Annotated in this window: 16 protein-coding genes; 2 read left to right on the top strand and 14 right to left on the bottom strand. The window is 57.7% G+C overall.

Features of this window, described 5'->3' with window-relative positions:
• Positions 1-14: 14 nt before the first annotated feature.
• The 8 genes from PKC29_09605 to PKC29_09640 all read right to left on the bottom strand — a co-directional run bounded on the left by PKC29_09605 (position 15) and on the right by PKC29_09640 (position 9,050).
• Positions 15-1,307 carry a glutamate-5-semialdehyde dehydrogenase gene (locus tag PKC29_09605; protein ID HML95670.1) on the bottom strand — a complete coding sequence of 431 codons (1,293 nt, stop codon included), beginning with the start codon at positions 1,305-1,307 and terminating at the stop codon, positions 15-17.
• Positions 1,308-1,449: 142 nt separating this feature from the next.
• Complete coding sequence (locus PKC29_09610) at positions 1,450-2,394, bottom strand: SDR family oxidoreductase (GenBank protein ID HML95671.1); 945 nt, start codon at positions 2,392-2,394, stop codon at positions 1,450-1,452.
• Between the two features lie 41 nt (positions 2,395-2,435).
• Positions 2,436-3,035 (bottom strand): adenylyl-sulfate kinase, encoded by a 600-nt coding sequence (gene cysC / locus PKC29_09615; protein HML95672.1) that lies wholly within the window; start codon positions 3,033-3,035, stop codon positions 2,436-2,438.
• A 233-nt stretch (positions 3,036-3,268) separates the two neighbouring features.
• Positions 3,269-3,448: a DUF5989 family protein gene (locus PKC29_09620; protein ID HML95673.1), complete on the bottom strand. Its 180-nt coding sequence runs from the start codon at positions 3,446-3,448 to the stop codon at positions 3,269-3,271.
• 463 nt (positions 3,449-3,911) lie between these two features.
• Entirely contained in the window at positions 3,912-4,397 is a 486-nt protein-coding gene (locus PKC29_09625; protein ID HML95674.1) for a hypothetical protein, read from the bottom strand.
• 339 nt (positions 4,398-4,736) lie between these two features.
• Entirely contained in the window at positions 4,737-6,533 is a 1,797-nt protein-coding gene (locus PKC29_09630; protein ID HML95675.1) for a carbamoyltransferase, read from the bottom strand.
• A 52-nt stretch (positions 6,534-6,585) separates the two neighbouring features.
• Complete coding sequence (locus PKC29_09635; protein HML95676.1) at positions 6,586-6,861, bottom strand: hypothetical protein; 276 nt, start codon at positions 6,859-6,861, stop codon at positions 6,586-6,588.
• Between the two features lie 188 nt (positions 6,862-7,049).
• A complete protein-coding gene (locus PKC29_09640; protein HML95677.1) occupies positions 7,050-9,050 on the bottom strand; it encodes a DnaJ domain-containing protein in 2,001 nt (666 codons plus the stop codon).
• Between the two features lie 297 nt (positions 9,051-9,347).
• Between PKC29_09640 and ndk the strand changes: the two genes are divergently transcribed.
• Positions 9,348-9,764, top strand: a complete 417-nt coding sequence (gene ndk, locus PKC29_09645) for a nucleoside-diphosphate kinase (protein HML95678.1) — start codon at positions 9,348-9,350, stop codon at positions 9,762-9,764.
• Positions 9,765-10,055: 291 nt separating this feature from the next.
• Here ndk and PKC29_09650 read toward each other — a convergent pair whose 3' ends face one another.
• Positions 10,056-11,237, bottom strand: coding sequence for an ATP-binding protein (locus PKC29_09650; GenBank protein ID HML95679.1), 1,182 nt, complete (start codon positions 11,235-11,237; stop codon positions 10,056-10,058).
• An 80-nt stretch (positions 11,238-11,317) separates the two neighbouring features.
• Positions 11,318-12,001: a lipoyl(octanoyl) transferase LipB gene (gene lipB, locus PKC29_09655; GenBank protein ID HML95680.1), complete on the bottom strand. Its 684-nt coding sequence runs from the start codon at positions 11,999-12,001 to the stop codon at positions 11,318-11,320.
• Positions 12,002-12,089: 88 nt separating this feature from the next.
• Between lipB and holA the strand changes: the two genes are divergently transcribed.
• Positions 12,090-13,091 (top strand): DNA polymerase III subunit delta, encoded by a 1,002-nt coding sequence (gene holA / locus PKC29_09660; protein ID HML95681.1) that lies wholly within the window; start codon positions 12,090-12,092, stop codon positions 13,089-13,091.
• Between the two features lie 6 nt (positions 13,092-13,097).
• Here holA and rpsT read toward each other — a convergent pair whose 3' ends face one another.
• The 4 genes from rpsT to PKC29_09680 form a co-directional block, all read right to left on the bottom strand.
• Positions 13,098-13,400 carry a 30S ribosomal protein S20 gene (gene rpsT, locus PKC29_09665; protein ID HML95682.1) on the bottom strand — a complete coding sequence of 101 codons (303 nt, stop codon included), beginning with the start codon at positions 13,398-13,400 and terminating at the stop codon, positions 13,098-13,100.
• 264 nt (positions 13,401-13,664) lie between these two features.
• Entirely contained in the window at positions 13,665-14,669 is a 1,005-nt protein-coding gene (nirK, locus tag PKC29_09670; protein HML95683.1) for a copper-containing nitrite reductase, read from the bottom strand.
• Between the two features lie 326 nt (positions 14,670-14,995).
• The gene (locus tag PKC29_09675; protein ID HML95684.1) at positions 14,996-15,757 is read right to left on the bottom strand and encodes a TlyA family RNA methyltransferase; all 762 of its coding nucleotides are present in this window, start codon (positions 15,755-15,757) and stop codon (positions 14,996-14,998) included.
• Entirely contained in the window at positions 15,757-16,650 is an 894-nt protein-coding gene (locus PKC29_09680; protein ID HML95685.1) for a polyprenyl synthetase family protein, read from the bottom strand. Before PKC29_09680 ends, PKC29_09675 begins: the two co-directional genes overlap by 1 nt.
• Between the last annotated feature and the right edge of the window lie 4 nt (positions 16,651-16,654).

Below are 16,654 nucleotides of genomic sequence, written 5' to 3' on the forward strand. Positions count from 1 at the left end.
TATTAAGATGGGTACTACTCTCTGACCTGACCTTCGCCGAATACAATGAACTTGGTCGTGGTCAGCTCCTCGAGGCCCATTGGTCCGAATGCGTGAAGGCGGGACGTGCTGATGCCTATCTCGGCGCCTAAACCGAGCTCGAACCCGTCCGCGAAACGCGTGGATGCGTTGACCATGACGGCGGAGGAATTGACGCCGTCGACGAACGCGCGCGCGTTGCCGTAATCCTGGGTGATTATCGATTCGGTGTGCATTGAGCCGTATTTTTCGATGTGAGCTATGGCTTCTTCGAGGCCGGAGACGACTTTGACGCTGAGGATGAGATCGAGGTATTCCTCGTACCAGTCGGCCTCTGTCGCTTCCTTTACCCCCGGTACTATCGCCTTGGTCGCCGCGCATCCCCTGAGCTCGACCCCCGCCGCCTCGTACGCACGGGCCATCCGCGGCAGAAAACCCGGCGCTATGCTTTCGTGAACCAGGAGGGTTTCGAGGGCGTTGCATACGCCCGGGCGGGAGACCTTGGCGTTGAGGCATATGCTTTCGGCCATGTCCTCGTCGGCGCTTGCGTCCACGAATATGTGGCAGACGCCTTTATAGTGCTTGAGCACCGGTATTCTGGAATTCTCCGCGACGAATCTTATGAGCCCCTCGCCTCCCCTGGGGATGACGAGGTCGATGTACTCTTCGAGCCCGAGCATTTCCAAAACCGCGTCGCGGTCGGTTACGGGGATGATCTGTACGGAGTCCTCGGGAATGCCGGCCTCGCGGGCCGCGCGCCTGAGGACCCCGCCTATCGCGATATTGGTGCGGATGGTTTCGGAGCCGCCGCGAAGTATGACGGCGTTGCCCGATTTTACGCAGAGCCCGGCGGCGTCGGCCGTGACGTTGGGCCGCGATTCGTAGATTATGGCGATTACACCGAGGGGAATGCGCATGCGCCCGACCTGGAGCCCGTTCGGGCGGCGCCACATGCGGACGACCTCGCCGACCGGGTCGGGAAGCGCAGCGACTTCTTTCAGGCCCAGCGCTATCTTTTCGATACGCGCATCGTCGAGCCTTAGCCTGTCCGTCATGGCGAGCGAGAGATGTTTCGCCTCGGCGTCGGCAAGGTCCCGGGCGTTTTCTTCGAGTATGTAGGGGGCGTTGTCCACGAGCCCCCGGGCCATCCCCAGAAGGGCTGCATTACGTGATTTTGTGCTTGTTCTTGCGAGCTTTTGCGAAGCGTTTTTGGCCTTTTCGGCGATTTCTCTCAGGAGGGTCGATATTCGAGTATCTTTAGATTTATTTTTCGTTGTAATCTCAGACATTTAGCTGGTCTATGGCCCTAACACTGGTATTTAAATGATAATACATTCGGCGAAGCAAAGTCAAGAGCAATTTTTACGCTCCTGCACTGTAAACACGGGCTTTGAAGCTTCTCTAATAATATAACGGAGCCGGGCGGAAAGGCTACTCCGCGCCGAGAGATTCCCTGAAATAATCTATCGTTCGGCCGAGCCCCTCGTCGAGTCCGAGGGTCGGCCTCCAGCCGAGCCTGTCCATTGCCAGCGTGATGTCGGGTTTTCTCCGCTTGGGGTCGTCGTGAGGAAGATCGCAGGAGACGATCTTCGACCGTGAGCCCGTGAGCTCCACTATCTTTTCGGCGAGCCGTCTTATTGTTACTTCGTCCGGGTTGCCGGCGTTGACAGGCCCGGTGAACCCGTTTTCCGTCGCCATCATCCTTATAATGGCCTCGACGGTATCGTCCACGTAGCAGAACGAGCGCGTCTGCGAGCCGTCGCCGTAGATCGTGACGTCCTCGCCGCGGAGGGCCTGCACGATGATGTTGCTGACCACCCTGCCGTCGTTGGCGAGCATGCGCGGCCCGTAGGTGTTGAATATCCTGAGGACCTTGACGTCGAGCCTGTGCTGGCGGTGGTAATCGAAAAAGAGCGTCTCGGCGCAGCGCTTGCCCTCGTCGTAGCATGCGCGGGGGCCTATGGGGTTCACGTTGCCCCAGTACCATTCGGGCTGCGGGTGGACGGCCGGATCGCCGTAGACCTCGCTCGTCGAGGCCTGGAAAATCTTTATCCGGAGGCGCTTGGCGAGCCCGAGCATGTTTATCGAGCCCGAGACGTTGACCTTGGTCGTCTGCACAGGGTCGTACTGGTAGTGGACGGGCGACGCGGGACAGGCGAGGTTGTATATCTCGTCCACCTCGACGTAGAGAGGGAAGCAGATGTCGTGGCGTATGACCTCGAACGCGGGGTTCGGCAGGAGGTGCTTGATGTTGTCCTTCCGGCCCGTGAAGAAATTATCGACGCAGATGACCTCGTTGCCCTCGGAGACGAGCCTGTCGCAGAGGTGGGAGCCGATGAAACCGGCCCCTCCCGTCACAAGTATCCTTTTGCCCATACGTTTTATTCCAGTGCCAGGGGCTCTTCAGCGTTTCGGAATCAGCCCTTGAGCACGTTCTTGTCCCTGAGATAGGATATAACGATTTCGGCGCCCTCGTCGAGGCCGGTCTCGGCCGTCTTTATCGTTATCTCGGGATTGAGAGGGGCCTCGTAGGGATCGTCGATGCCTGTAAAGCCCTTTATGACGCCCTCGCGCGCCTTCTTGTAAAGTCCTTTTACGTCCCTGCCCTCGCACACTTCGAGCGGCGCGTCTACGTATACCTCGACGAACTCGCCGTCCTCGACGAGCGCCCTTACGGCGTCCCTGTCGCGCCTGTAGGGGGAGACGAAAGCCGAAAGCACTATCATGCCGGCGTGAACGAAGAGCTTGGACACCTCGCCGATGCGGCGGATGTTCTCGGCCCTGTCCTCTTCGGAGAAGCCGAGGTCCTTGCAGAGCCCCATTCTTACGTTATCGCCGTCGAGTATGAACGTCCTTGCGCCGGTGGATATGAGCTTCTTTTCGATTTCGTTCGCAAGCGTCGATTTGCCCGAGCTCGGAAGCCCGGTGAACCACAGTATGACGGAGCCGTGGCCGTTAAGGTTTCGCCTGTCTTCCTTGGTTATTTCGTGGTCGTGGGGAATTATAAATCTCTCCATTAAAATAAAAACCTCCTTGGCTGTAGCTGAAATCCCCCCTGAAGGCGGATTTTTGGCTAATGAGTTTATGTGATATTTCGGAAAGGTCAAAAGCGTCCGAAAGATGCGGCCTCGGGGAAAGCGCCTCCTCCCGTCCCGGACGCCGGGCGAGCCGGGCCTGTACGGCTGCTTCGGGCGGAATTTTTCCGTATTGCGCCGGATTATCCTTATCCGAAGCCCGGCCGCACACTCGATTAAAAAAGGGTGTATATGAACGGAGCTACGGCTGAGCTCTGCGCGAAAACTATCAGCAGCCCGAACAGAAGCAGGATGAGGAGCATGGGGGTGATCCACCACCACTTGTTCTGTATGAAGAACTGGAGCAGCTCGCCCGCGATACCCATCCTGTTCGTAAGGCCTTTCAAAAAGGACATATTTTCATCCCCGTGTGAGATTTTGTAACAGTATACATGTAAATCGGGAAAGGGGTATAGGAAGTTTCTGAAGGTAGGATTCGAGGCCGGGAGGGGCTGGAAAAGAGATTTCTGGCATTCGCTCGAAAATGACACACACGTATGTGTGATTTTCGACGTAGCGAATTCGAAGGTTCTACGTACATGAAGCGCGGCGGGTGGTAATAGCAACGGTATTGCTACTTCGATTGTCGGCCACCGCACGTAGTGTGATTTTCGACGTGGCTAATTCGCAGGTTCTACGTATATGAAGCGCGATAGGTGGCGGTAGCAATGCGCTGCTACTTCGAATTCCTGCGGGCGTGGTCAGCAAGGTTGCCGTGGCCGTGCGAGGCGCTCCCTTGCAAAGACAGAATAGCGGTACCCCCTCACCCTTTATCCCTCTCCTGCAAGGGGAGAGGGAATGAAAAGCTTAATACACGGCTCAGTCAGCTATAATCGGGCTGCATTCGTAAGAAAATTCGCCGGTGTCGAGGGACGAAATACCGGAGATATTACTATTTCCAAGAATCTCCTCGATTGTCAGTATTCCGAAAGCCGGCGGTTCGATCCCGGTGCCGAGGAATTCGCATTCTATGTTAAAACAGTCAATTACTTCGCAGTCCGAAAAGAATACGAATCCATGGAATACAGGTGGGCTCGTATGAATCTCGCTTTCGTAGAAATTGCATCCATATACGTTACAGAACTGTGCAAGTCCCTCGGTTGGGCAATCCTCGAAATCCATTAATGCATCCGGCTCGTCCCTGAGCTCTATACAATCCGGGGGAGGCGTCGGCACCGGGGTCGGCGTGGGCGTGGGGCTCAGCGTCGGCGTAGGGGTAGGAGTCGGTCCCGAATTGTTGCCGTCGTCGCAGGCGAGGGCAAAAAGTAAAAACAGAATGGTGAGCAAGAACTTAACACTTTTCATCTCAGCCTCCAGGGAAATAATCTTCAGCGCAATTTACATTATTAGTTATATTCGGTTGACATTATCATAAAAAGGTCTTCCGTAAAACCCGAACGATTCGGGATTTCCATCGACATAGGAACTACACACCAGGAGAAGAAGAAAGAAAAAGACAGATATCGAATAGATCCCGATCGAGTCCGGGACATGGTTCAGGATGATGGATTAAAGAAGATTGCCGCGGTCACAGAAGGCGCTCCCTCGCAAAGACGAGCTGAGGGTCGCCCCCTCAACTTGCCCTCTCTCCAAGTGCGGGAGAGGGAATCGAAACGCTGCGGCAACCTTATCCGCGAAGGGCAGTCACTGCTCCTGCTCGGAGTCCTTCTTCACGACGAGGTAGTTCCCCAGCACCAGCGCGTCCATGCCGCTCTTGCTGAAGGAGCTGTAGGCCTCGGCCGGCGTGTTCACTATGGGCTCGCCCTTTAGGTTAAAGGACGTGTTCAGGACGACCGGCGTTCCCGTCGCGTCGCCGACGGCCTCTATAAGCCTGTAGTATTTAGGGTTGAGCTCCTTCTTTACAGTCTGGAGCCTGCCGGTGCCGTCCACGTGCGTTATCGCCGGGAGCTTGTCGCGCTTGTCCTCGTAGACGTTCGTCACGTAGAGCATGAAGCGGGCCGGGTAGTGCTTTTCCGGGTGTTCGAGGTCGAAGTACTCGTGCGCCCTTTCCTCGAGGACGGACGGCGCGAAGGGGCGGAAGGGCTCCCTGAATTTTATCTTCACGTTGACGATGTCCTTCATGTCGTGCCTTCCGGGGTTGGCGAGGATGCTCCTGTTGCCGAGGGCGCGCGGGCCCCACTCGAAGCGGCCCTGGTGCCAGCCGACGACCTTCCCGTCGGCAAGAAGAGACGCTACGCGCTCTATGAGCTTTTCGTCGTCCTCGATGCGCTCGTAGGGGATGTTGTTCTCCTTTAAAAATTCCTCTGTGTCGGCGGCGGAGTGCTCCTGCCCCCAGTAGGCGTGCTCCATGACGAACTTGCGGGGGTTGCCGAGGAGCGTGTGGTATCCGTAGAGCGCAGCGCCCACGGCCGCGCCGCCGTCGCCCGCGGCGGGCTGGATATAAATCTCGTCGAAGGGCGTCTGGGCCAGGACCTTCCTGTTGGCTACGCTGTTGAGTGCGACGCCGCCCGCCATGCAGAGGTTCTTCATGCCCGTTTCCCTGTAGGCGTAGTTGGCCATCTTGACCATTATCTCCTCGACGACGACCTGTATGCTCGCGGCGATGTCGGCGTAGTACTGGTTTTGTTTTCCGACCTCCTCGAAGTTGGCGGGCTTTTCGCCGAAGTACGACGGGTAGCCGCTCCCGGGGGTGAAGAAGTGCGCCTTCGGGTCGCGCGGCGTGCCGAAGAGCTTTTCGAATTTCTTGTTGAAGGTTTTTTCGGAGGAATAGTGGAACGAGAAATAGTCCATGTCGAGCTCGAAGCCGCCGTCGTCGTCGACGCGGATGAGCTCGTAGACCTTGTCTACGTAGAGCGGCCTTCCGAAGGGGGCCATGCCCATGACTTTATATTCGCCCTCGTTCACCTCGAACCCGAGAAAGGCCGTGAATGCGCTGTAAAGGAGGCCGAGCGAGTGCGGGAACCTTATTTCCTTTATGAGCTTGAGGTCCGTCCCCTTGCCGACGCCGAGCGCCGCCGTGGTCCATTCGCCGACGCCGTCCACCGTGAGAATAGCGGCCTCTTCGTAGGGCGAGCAGAAGAACGCGCTCGCCGCGTGCGACAGGTGGTGCTCGCTGAAGAGAATCTTCTCGGGCGGGATGCCGAGCTTATTGAGGAGGAGATGCTTTACCCAGAGCTTGTCGCCGAGCCACGTTACCATCGCCTCGCGGAAGAGCTTCATAGAGCGGGGGAACGTCTGCATCGTGCAGAGAAGGAGCCGTTCGAACTTTACAAACGGCTTTTCGAAGAACATGACGTAGTCGACGTCGTCGGCCTCTATGCCGCCCGTTTCGAGGCAGAACTCTATGGCCATCTCGGGGAATTCGAAGTCGTGCTTTATGCGCGTGAAGCGCTCTTCCTCCGCAGCCGCGACGAGCACGCCGTCTTTCAGAAGGGCTGCAGCGGCGTCGTGAAAATAACAGGATATACCTAATATGTTCATAATATATTCCGGCCTCCGGGAATAAATACCGGGCGTGGGCCCGGCGTTGGCGTCAGAACTGCTTCTGCGCCCTTTCTAGGGGTGTAGTGCCTTCCTTCTCCTCTTTTACATGCCAGCCGTGGGGCGTCTTTTTCTTCATCTGAAGCGGGTCTGTGAACGCCTTCACGGCGAGAGCGAACGGAAGGAGCGGGACGAGATAGAACAGCGTGAGAATAACCCTTGCGTTGAAGTCGCCGATTTTCCTGGCGATCTTCTTCCACCAGTTCCACGCCCGGCGAAACGGGCCGGCCTTGGAATCGTCTTTTTTGTCCTTTTTATTCTGAGCCATCATATCTCCTTATAAGACGTACGGGGAAATTATACGCGGCTTTACGGCTTAAAGTGTTCCTGTCGGATTTCTTTTCGAAGGGAAAAGAATACAGTCCATTTATCACGTTTAAAAGCAAATTGTGATTCCGGCCGGTTAATCGACGCCGGAGCGGCAAGGCCGCCCGGAAGCCGGCCCGAGGGATTACGTCACCCGTCGGCGCCGCCCGAAGTTTCTATCCTGTAATTCAGCTCGATTATTTTCCAGCTTGCGTCCTTCCAGGCGAGCTTCCAGTTGATGTTGCCCTTCGAGCTCTTGAGCGCACCCGTGCGCGCGTCCTTGTAGGTTACGAAAAAGTCGCCCCTTACGAAACCGAAATCGTTCTGAACCAGCGCCCTTTTGACCTTGACGTCGTAGTTGAGGATGTCGATCGAGCTGAAGCTGGAGTCATACTTCTTCATAACGGTGGCGAAATCGACCCCGTTCTCTACCGCGCCCGATGAAAAGAGCGTCTTCAGCCTCGGGAGGTCCTTGCCCCTGTAGGCGGTGATGTATTCCGTTACGAACCCGTAGAGCGTGCTCTTGTCGGGACCCGCCGGGACCGGCTCGGGCCGGCGCATGACGCTCGTACCGTGCGCTATGGCGGTAGTCGAGGGCCCCGGATCGAAAACGTCGGCCGGCGCACCCTTGACCTGCGGCGTTACAGGCTCGGCCTGCCGGGCTGCCGTTTTTATTTCCTTTGCAGGCGTGGATTTTACGGGCCCGGCCTTCACCGCAGCGGTTTCGGGTGCTTTCGCTTTCGCCGTCACGGGCGGGGGCTCGCCGGATACCACCAGCCTGTCGCCGATGTTAATCTTGCTTTCGTCGAGGTTGTTAAGCCTCTTGATCTTGTCCGTAGTCGTGTCGAACTTCCTGGCTATCGTCCAGAGAGAATCGCCGCTCGATACGGTGTAGTACTTGCCATCTTCGAGCCTGGGTTTGGCCTCCGCCTGTTTTTCCGGGGCCTTTTCGGGCTCCGGCGCGGCGGCCAGCTCGGCGGGCTTTTCGGGCTCGACGGCGCGGCGAGGGATTTCGGTGGGCGCAGGTGCGTCCGTAGCCTCGGCGACCTTCACTTCTTCCGCCGGGGCTGTCTCTTTCTTTTCGGCGTCCGCTATTTCCGCCCGGCTTTCAGGCTCGGCCCTGTGCGGGATTTCCGTAGGCGCCGGGGCGTCGGTAGCTTCCGCGACCGCGATTCCCCCGACTATTTCGGGAGATACCCTCGATTCCGGGAGGTTTACGATCGGGACCATCGCCTCGCCCTGTGCGGGATTGCCGGCCCCGGGAGCGGCGGCGATTATCTCGCCCGCCGGCTCCGCCTCTTCGGATTCGGGCCGGGCTTCGGCGTTCTTTTCGGCGGGTTTTTCAGGCGCGGCTTCCGGGAGGTTCTTTTCGGCTGCTGCAAGCGGGACTCGTTTGTCCATCTCTTCGCCGGAGGACAGCAGGTCGTAGTCAATCACTTCCTCCTCGATCTTTACGGACTGTTCGAGCTTTTCGGCGCGCTCGGCCAGCGTATCGCCCCTGTAGACGTGGTTCGGGAGAGAGGGCTGCTCTATCACCCTCGCCATCTGCTCCTTTTCTTCCTGCGATTTGAATATGAGCCCCGAGCCCGCCGCGTATATGAGGGCTATGAGTATCACGACGACAATCGGCGCGCCTATGTAAACATTCTTCTGGAGGTCGAACGTGGGCACCAGAACGGGCACGGGCGGGAGGAATTTGCGGTCGTACGCCTCGCGCTTTTCCTGGTTGCCGAGGACACCGTAGGCTTCGTTTATGAGCTTCGCTTTTTCGGAAGCTTCTGCCCCTGCAAGGTCGGGGTGGTTCGACTTCATGAGCTCGATCCAGTTCCGCCTGATCTCTTCGTCGCCGGCTTCGCGGTCCACGCCGAGGGTTTTATAATAATCCGGTGCGTCGGACTGGTAGTTGGGGATCGTGTAGTTGACGACGAGCCGGGCCTGCTCGATTATGAAATCGGTGCTGACCCTTCTCTTCTCGGCGATTTTCCTTAGAAGCTTGAAATTCGGTGAGCGCTCGCCGCTGGAAATATCGCGGAGGACGTGGAAATAAAATACCCTGTCCCTCGAGAACCGCTCCGCTATTATTCTTATGTCCTTACCGTCAATGAGCTCGGATACGATCCTCTCGTATCTCCATTTATCCAGTGTTATCAAGGTCTTTCCGCCTGAAAGGTGGTCTCATCATCTTCCTTAAGGAGACTAAAAGCTATAAAAAATCAGCGGTATATCGAACAGGCAGCGCGGCCAAAATCCCCTCCATCGTGCACTCTAATCCATTACCGCACGCCACCAGTAATGATTTTACCCTAAATCGCGCTATTTATTCAAGTATTTGGGGTAAATCGCTCCGCTCCGTATTTTACGCGGGTGAGACGCCTGAAGTGGCCGGAATATTTGACAAAACGTAATTTACGGAAAAAATTAATGGCAAAAAATCGCCGGAGGCATAAATTGGAACGCACGTTATCTATAATAAAGCCGGACGGAGTCGAAAAGAACGTAATTGGCGAGATCATCGCAAGGTTCGAGAAGAACGGGCTCAAAATAGCCGCCCTCAAGATGGTTCACCTTTCGAAAAAGGAGGCCGAGGGGTTTTACATAGTCCACAAGGAGAGGCCGTTTTACGGCTCGCTCACGGATTTCATGTCGAGGGGCCCCGTGGTGCTCATGGTGCTCGAAGGTGAAAACGCCATAGCGAAGAACAGGGAGATCATGGGGGCGACCAACCCCGAGCAGGCCGAGCCCGGAACCATAAGGAAGGACTTCGCCACCAACATCGAGGAGAACACCGTCCACGGCTCGGACTCGCCCGAATCGGCCGCATTCGAGATCGGATACTTCTTCAACGCATTCGAGCTCGTAAGGTAACCGGGGAGCACCCGCTTAAAAACAATCCTCCCTCCGGCCGGGCATATGGAGCCGGAGGGGTTTCTTTCCTCGAGCCCACATATGCCCACATATACAGATGTGTTTTGACCGAATTGTCCAACCATGCGAAATTAACATTTCATGTTGGAAATGCATGGTCGAGTAACGATCTGCGGTTGAGAGCGGGGTTCAGACTCTACAAGAAGATTGCCGCGGTCGCGGAAAGCACTCCCTCGCAGAAACAGCGCCAAGCGGAGGGGAGAGTTTCAGCCCCCGGGGAAAACATCGTTCCTATTTCCCCTGTTTGGCGATCTCCCGCATCAGGTCGGCCAAGGAAACTGCAATTACGCCGCTCTCCATTGAAAATGTATCCGGGCCCGAATACACGACATATCTCCTTGAAGCTTTAACGTCTTCGCAGCCTATATGAAACCCCCTCGACAAAGACGGTACCGAGCTCCGTTTTATTTCGATCGCCCACCTGTCTCTCATGCCGAATTCCAGCACCAGGTCTATTTCGGCCCCGCCCGGCGTGCGGTAATAGTACGAACGCGCCCCGGGAAAAGCTACCGAAAGGATATTCTCCAGCACAAACCCTTCCCAGCTGCCGCCTGCGACCGGATGTCCGAGGAGATCGTTGTAATTCGTAATATTGAGGAGTGCGTGAGTTATGCCGCTGTCCCTGACGTAAACCTTGGGAGAGCGGATCAGGCGCTTCCCCTCGTTGAAAGTCCATGGCTGGAGCCGTCTTACCAGGAGAAGATCGACCATCAAATCTAGATAGCGTGCTATGGTCGTTCCGGAAACCCCAAGGCTCCTGGCAAGCTGTGCGGCGTTTACCGGCGCGCCCTGGTTGTGCGCTAGCATCGTCCACAACCTCTGCAGCGTCTCGGCCGGTATCCTGGGACCCAGCTGCGGAATGTCGCGCTCCAGGTATGTTCTGATGAAATCGCGCCGCCACGCAAGGCTGTCGTGATCGGAAGCGGCGAGAAGACTTTCAGGAAATCCGCCTCTGAGCCACAGAGTGTTTACACCCCCGGTTTCAGTATCAGTGAGCTCGAGTACATCTACAGGAAAAAGCTCGAGATAGGCGATTCGCCCCGCGAGCGACTCGCCCGACTGCTGCAGAAGCGATAGAGAAGCCGAGCCAAGAAAAAGAAACTGTCCCGTTTTCCTTCCCTTCCGGCGCTCTCTGTCGATAATGCCCCGGACCCGAGGGAAGATTTCGGGCAGACGCTGCACCTCGTCGAGAATAATCAGCTTGTCCCTGTTCGCGGCATGAAAAACGGCAATGTCCCGGACTTTCTCAAGATCGAGGGGGTTTTCGAGATCGAGATAAACGGAAGGTTCGGTTTCGGCTATATTGAGAGCCAGCGTGGTTTTTCCCACCTGGCGCGGCCCGGTCAGAGCGACCGAAGGGCTCCGTTCGAGAGCCTTCACCATTTCTTTTTCGAGCCGCCGCTTGATTAGCATGTACGTAATTATAACATTTCATGTTAGAAATACATGGTTATGGGAAGTTTTTCCGGACTGGTCATTTCCAGTGAAACGAATTAAGAGAATAAGGCTTTTGCCCCTACGACCTCCCCGAAGTTCCGGGCGAAGCTCCGGGCGACGTCCTTTACGTCGAGCTCTTTCCCGAGCATTTCCTTCATCGAAGTCACGGTGACGTCCGTAATCCCGCAGGGGACTATCAGTGAAAAGTAGGAGAGGTCGGTGTTCACGTTGAGCGCCGAGCCGTGCATCGTCACTCCCCCGCGCACTGCGACGCCTATGGACGCTATCTTCCTTCCCCCTGTCCAGACGCCGGGGTAGCCTTCCCTGCGCCCGCTTTCCACGCCGTAATCCGCGAGCGTCCGCATGATCGTCTCTTCGAGCGCGCCGACGTAGGCCCGTGCGCCGAGGCCGAAATCCCGGAGCCTTATTATGGGGTAGGAAACGAGCTGGCCCGGGCCGTGGAAGGTGACGTCCCCTCCCCTGCCCGTCCTGTGTATCCCGACGCCGCGCCGCCTTATCTCGTCCTCGGGCAGGAGGAAATTCCCGCCTTTCCCGAACCTGCCGTCGGTGAGGACGGGCGGGTGTTCGAGGAGGATGAGCGTACCGACGGAGCCGCCCCGCCTCACGGCCCCGGCCCGCTCGTCCTGGAGCGTAAGGCCGTCGGCGTAGGGGACTGTCCCATGCCATTCGCAGTGTACTGTCAGCTTCGATCCGGAGTCCACGGCATTGATTGTATACAATCCCGGCGGGCTTTCCAGCGGCCTTGCGCCGCGCCCGGAGGTCGAATATACTCAAGTCATCTTTTCTCCTTCCCGGAAGCCCCGAGCCATGAAGAAAAAAGCTGCAGCAAAACCAGGATACGAAGAGTTCTCGCGTGACCTCGCCTCGGGGAAGCTCGCGCCGATAGTCGTATTCACCGGCGACCAGACGTATCTCGGCGAGAAGGCCGTGGCCGAGCTCAGAAAGAGCCTCTTCGGAGGGGACGGCGACATGGGGTTCACGCTCGTCTACGGCGAGAGCGCGTCGGGGAAGGAGATAGCCGACAACGCGAGCACGTACCCGATGTTCTCGGGAAAGAAGCTCATAGTCGTCCGGAACGCCGAAAAGCTCCCGGCGAAGGAGCTGACGCCGCTCGAAGGGTACTTCGCATCGCCCTCGCCCGCGACGTGCCTCGTCCTCGACTATACGGGCGGGAAAAAACCGAAGCTCCCCAAGGGCGACGCGGCGCAGTACGATTTTTCGATGGAAAAGGGCGGGACGACGGGCACCGTCGTAGAGGCCGCGCGCGTGCTCGGGTTCGAGATATCGAGGCCCGCGGCGGAGGCGCTTGTCACGCTCGTCGGCGAGGACATGCGCGACATCCAGAACCAGCTCGAAAAGATAGCGCTCTACAAGGGCGACGACAGGAAAATTACCCCCGCCGACGTGGACGCCCTGACTGTCAGAACAAAACACGCCGACATCTACCAGCTCATAAACGCCATATCGAGAAAGGACAGGAAGACCGCCTACAGGGTGCTTTTAGACCTCGAAGCCGCCGGGGAGGAGCCGCTTTCGATACTCGGGCTCGTAACGTGGCGGTTCAGGCTTTTGTGGAGGGCCAAGGAGCTTTCGGAGAAGCGCACACCCCGGGACGAAATGATAAAGCGGCTCAAGATTTCGCCGGGGCAGCTCTACTACCTCGGCGAGGACCTGAAGAAGTTCAAATACGCGGAGCTTCTCCGCATAATGGAGACGCTGTCCGAGTACGATAAGAAGCTCAAGCTGAGCTACGCGCCCAAAAGCTTCGTTCTTACAAAGATGGTTATAGATTTATGCGGAGCGCGTTGAGCGGGCTCAGGAGGCCGGCGCTTCGGTGGCCGGAACATCCGCGGCACGCTCTCTGGAGACCCTCTTCGCGAGCCTGCCGGTCCTTCTCGAAGCGGTCTTCTTGTGGATTACGCCCTTGGTGGCCGCCTTCTTGAGCTTGGATTCGGTTTCCCTGAGAACGTTGTCCACGGCAGCGGCGTCGCCCTCGGCAACCGTCGTGCTGAACTTCTTTAACTGGGTCTTGAGGTCGGACTTTACAGCCGTGTTCCTATCCCTTCTCTTTAAGCTCTGGCGATGCCTTTTAATACCCGACTTTATTCTGTTAGCCATTATATAAACTTCCCTCCAGCGATTATCCGGAATAGTTTGCCGGGATTTAAGCGGTTGTCAAATGAAATCCAATAACTTTAAGCACTTGGATTATTTCCTCTATTTTTCGCCTCTCCATACCGGGTTCCGGTCCTTTGCCCGGGGATTTGCGTGACTACGCCGGCTTCTTTTTTCGAGCCGTCCGGGGGGCTTCGCCATGGTCAGCGTTACGCCCCATGCACGAGGCCCCCGGCCCGGGCCTGAAAGCCGGTAAAGCTCGACCGGCTATTCGACTATGAGGTATCCCGCCGATCCCAGCATCACCCTGGAAAGCGCATGGTCCACCAGAATATATGTGCCGGGGACATCGAGCGTCAACTCGACGATGGTGGAGCTGCCGGGAGGGACCTGTATGGTCTGCACGTCGTTCATGGGAATCGACGAAAGGGATCCCTGGGGATAGACCTCGTCGAATATTTCCCCGATAACGTGAAAGGATGAAATGAAATTCGGACCCCCTACTCCGAAGAAGATACGTACGGTTTCGCCGACCCGGGCGTGCATGGGATACGCCTCCGTAAGCCCGCCCATAGAACCGTTAAAAACGAAATAGGTCGGCGTCTGGGCCAGCAATTTGCTTATGCTCGGCGTAAGCTCCCCCTTCTGCCCGAACGGCTCTTCGGTGTATATCTCGCCTTGCATCACGTAAAATTCCTTATCCACGGGCGTCAATCCGCCTTCAGGCTCTACGAGTATCAACCCATACATCCCGCTGGCGATATGATGCGCGACTATGGGCGTGCCGCAGTGGTAAACATAGAGCCCGGGTTTCGTGGCCGTGAACGTGAGCACGCTCTCTTCGCCGGGCGCGGTCTGGGTGGCGTCGGCTCCGCCGCCCGGCCCGGTTACCGCGTGCAAATCTATGGAATGCATTTGCGTGCTATCCGGATTATTGTGCAAATGGAGCTCGACGGTATCCCCGACGCCTACTCGTATGAAAGGCCCGGGAACCTTGCCGTTAAAAGTCCAATACCTGAAAGTCGCCCCCGAAGCGAGATCTTCCACCACTTCCACGGCCTCCAGGTTTACCTGGACCGTTTTCGGTTGAGAGTCCCCATTGGGCGGCGGCACGTCGGCAGGGTCGCGCGTTATATTCTTCTCGGTGGGCTGGGCCGTTGCTTCACCGTTATTATCGTTACCGCATCCGGTCAGACCGGGGACCGACAGTAAAACCAGGAGAAACATGGTTAAAAGGACATCCGCGCGCATGACTGAATCGATCTTTCTCATTCTGATCCTCCAATAAACATTCGATATTCGATAAACGCATTTCAGCGCGAATCCCGTTGGGAATGGGCATTCTCAGTTATATCTAGCACAGGGCCTGTCGCGATATAAGGGGCAATTTTCACGATAAAAGGGGGCAATTTTAATGACAGGTATTAAGCCTTCGATAAAGCTTCCATGAGCTTTTCGCCGGAGTTAAAACCCGCATAGTTTCAGCACGGCAATCGAAATATGCCGATGCATAAAAAAGGGATTTTCAGACGACCAGGCAGCGTATCGGCCGTGATTCATACACGAGGGAGGATGCAGCTCCTTACGCGGGAGGGAGATCAGCTTTTTTCCGCGCAGACGAGGTATTCCACGTTGCCGTCGGCGCCTGTTATGGGGGATTCGACGACGCCCTTCACGCTCATCCCTAGGCCCGAGGCGAAGGCCGTGATCTTATCGACGACCTCTTTTCGCTTCGTCTCGTCCCTGACTATGCCGCCCTTTCCGACCTCGCCCTTCCCCACCTCGAACTGGGGCTTTATCAGCGCTATCAGCACACCGCCCGGGGCGAGCACCCCCGCGGCCGGGGGGATGATTTTAGTGAGGGAAATAAAGGAGACGTCGATGACGGCGACGCCGACCGGCTCTCCGCCTATATCCCCTGGCTTTAGATACCGGGCGTTGAATTTTTCCATCGAGACGACGCGGGGGTCCTGCCTGAGCTTCCAGTCGAGCTGGCCGCGCCCGGCGTCTATCGCGTAGACCCTGGAGGCCCCGCGCTGGAGTAGGCAGTCTGTGAATCCGCCGGTGGAGGAGCCTATATCGACGGCGGTTTTCCCTGAGACTTCCACGCCGAATGCGTCGAGGGCGGCTTCGAGCTTGAGGCCGCCCCGGGAGACGTATTTAAGCGGCTCGCCCTTGAGGACGATCTCGGCGTCGTCCCCGACGAGCGCCCCGGCCTTGTCCATGCGCTCGCCCGCGACGAAGACGCTCCCCGCCATGATGACGGCCCTGGCGCGGGCCCTCGTATCGACGAGCCCCCTTTCGACGAGCACGACGTCTAGGCGCTTTCCCCCTTTTTTGACGCCGCCCCTTGCGGGCATCACCCTTCCCCGCCGAGGTATATGGCTATCCGCCTCAGCGGCTCGGCCCTCTCGTCGAACGCCGAGAGACGGGATACCGCCTCGCGTATGAGCTCGCTCATTTTACGCCGCGATTCGTCTACCCCGGCAAGCCCGGGGTACGTAGACTTTCCGCGGCGGGCGTCGTTCCCCTTGGCCTTCCCGGTGTCGCTCGCGGCGTCGAGGTCGAGGAGGTCGTCGCGTATCTGGAACGCGAGCCCGAGCGCCCCGGCGTAGGACGCCAGCGCGGAGATTTCGTCGTCCGAAGCCCCGCCGATGCGGGCGCCCGTCGTCACGGCCGTCCTCATCAACGCGCCCGTCTTTAAGGAATGCATGCTCTCGATTTCGGACAGGGACGTCGCCAGCCTGCCTTCGAGGGCGAGGTCCAGGGCCTGCCCCTCTATCATCCCGCGCGAGCCGGCCGCCGCCGACATGTCCTCGATGATGTCGCATATGACGGCGCTGTCGATGCCCGCCGCCCTGCCTTCAGTGACGATCAGGCGGAATGCATCCGTCAGGAGCGCGTCGCCCGCGAGTATGGCCGTCGCCTCGCCGAAGACGACGTGGCTCGTCGGAATGCCGCGCCTGAGAGGGTCGTCGTCCATCGACGGAAGGTCGTCGTGAATAAGGGAGTACGTGTGAATCATTTCGAGGGCGCACGCTACGGGAACCGCCCTCCGCCTGTCGCCGCCCACTGCCTCGCAGGCGGCTATCATCAGTATAGGGCGGAGCCTCTTTCCCCCGGCGAGCAGGCTGTAGCGGACGGCCTCCACGAGACGCGTAGAGGGGGACTCGGGCGCGGGGATGAGCGAGCCGAGCGCCGCGTCTATCTCGGCCCTGTTCCGGGCGATGTAGCTCTTTATATCGAATTCCATTACG

It is taken from the genome of Thermodesulfobacteriota bacterium, from assembly GCA_035325995.1.
GTDB lineage: Bacteria > Desulfobacterota_D > UBA1144 > Nemesobacterales > UBA2774 > JADLGH01.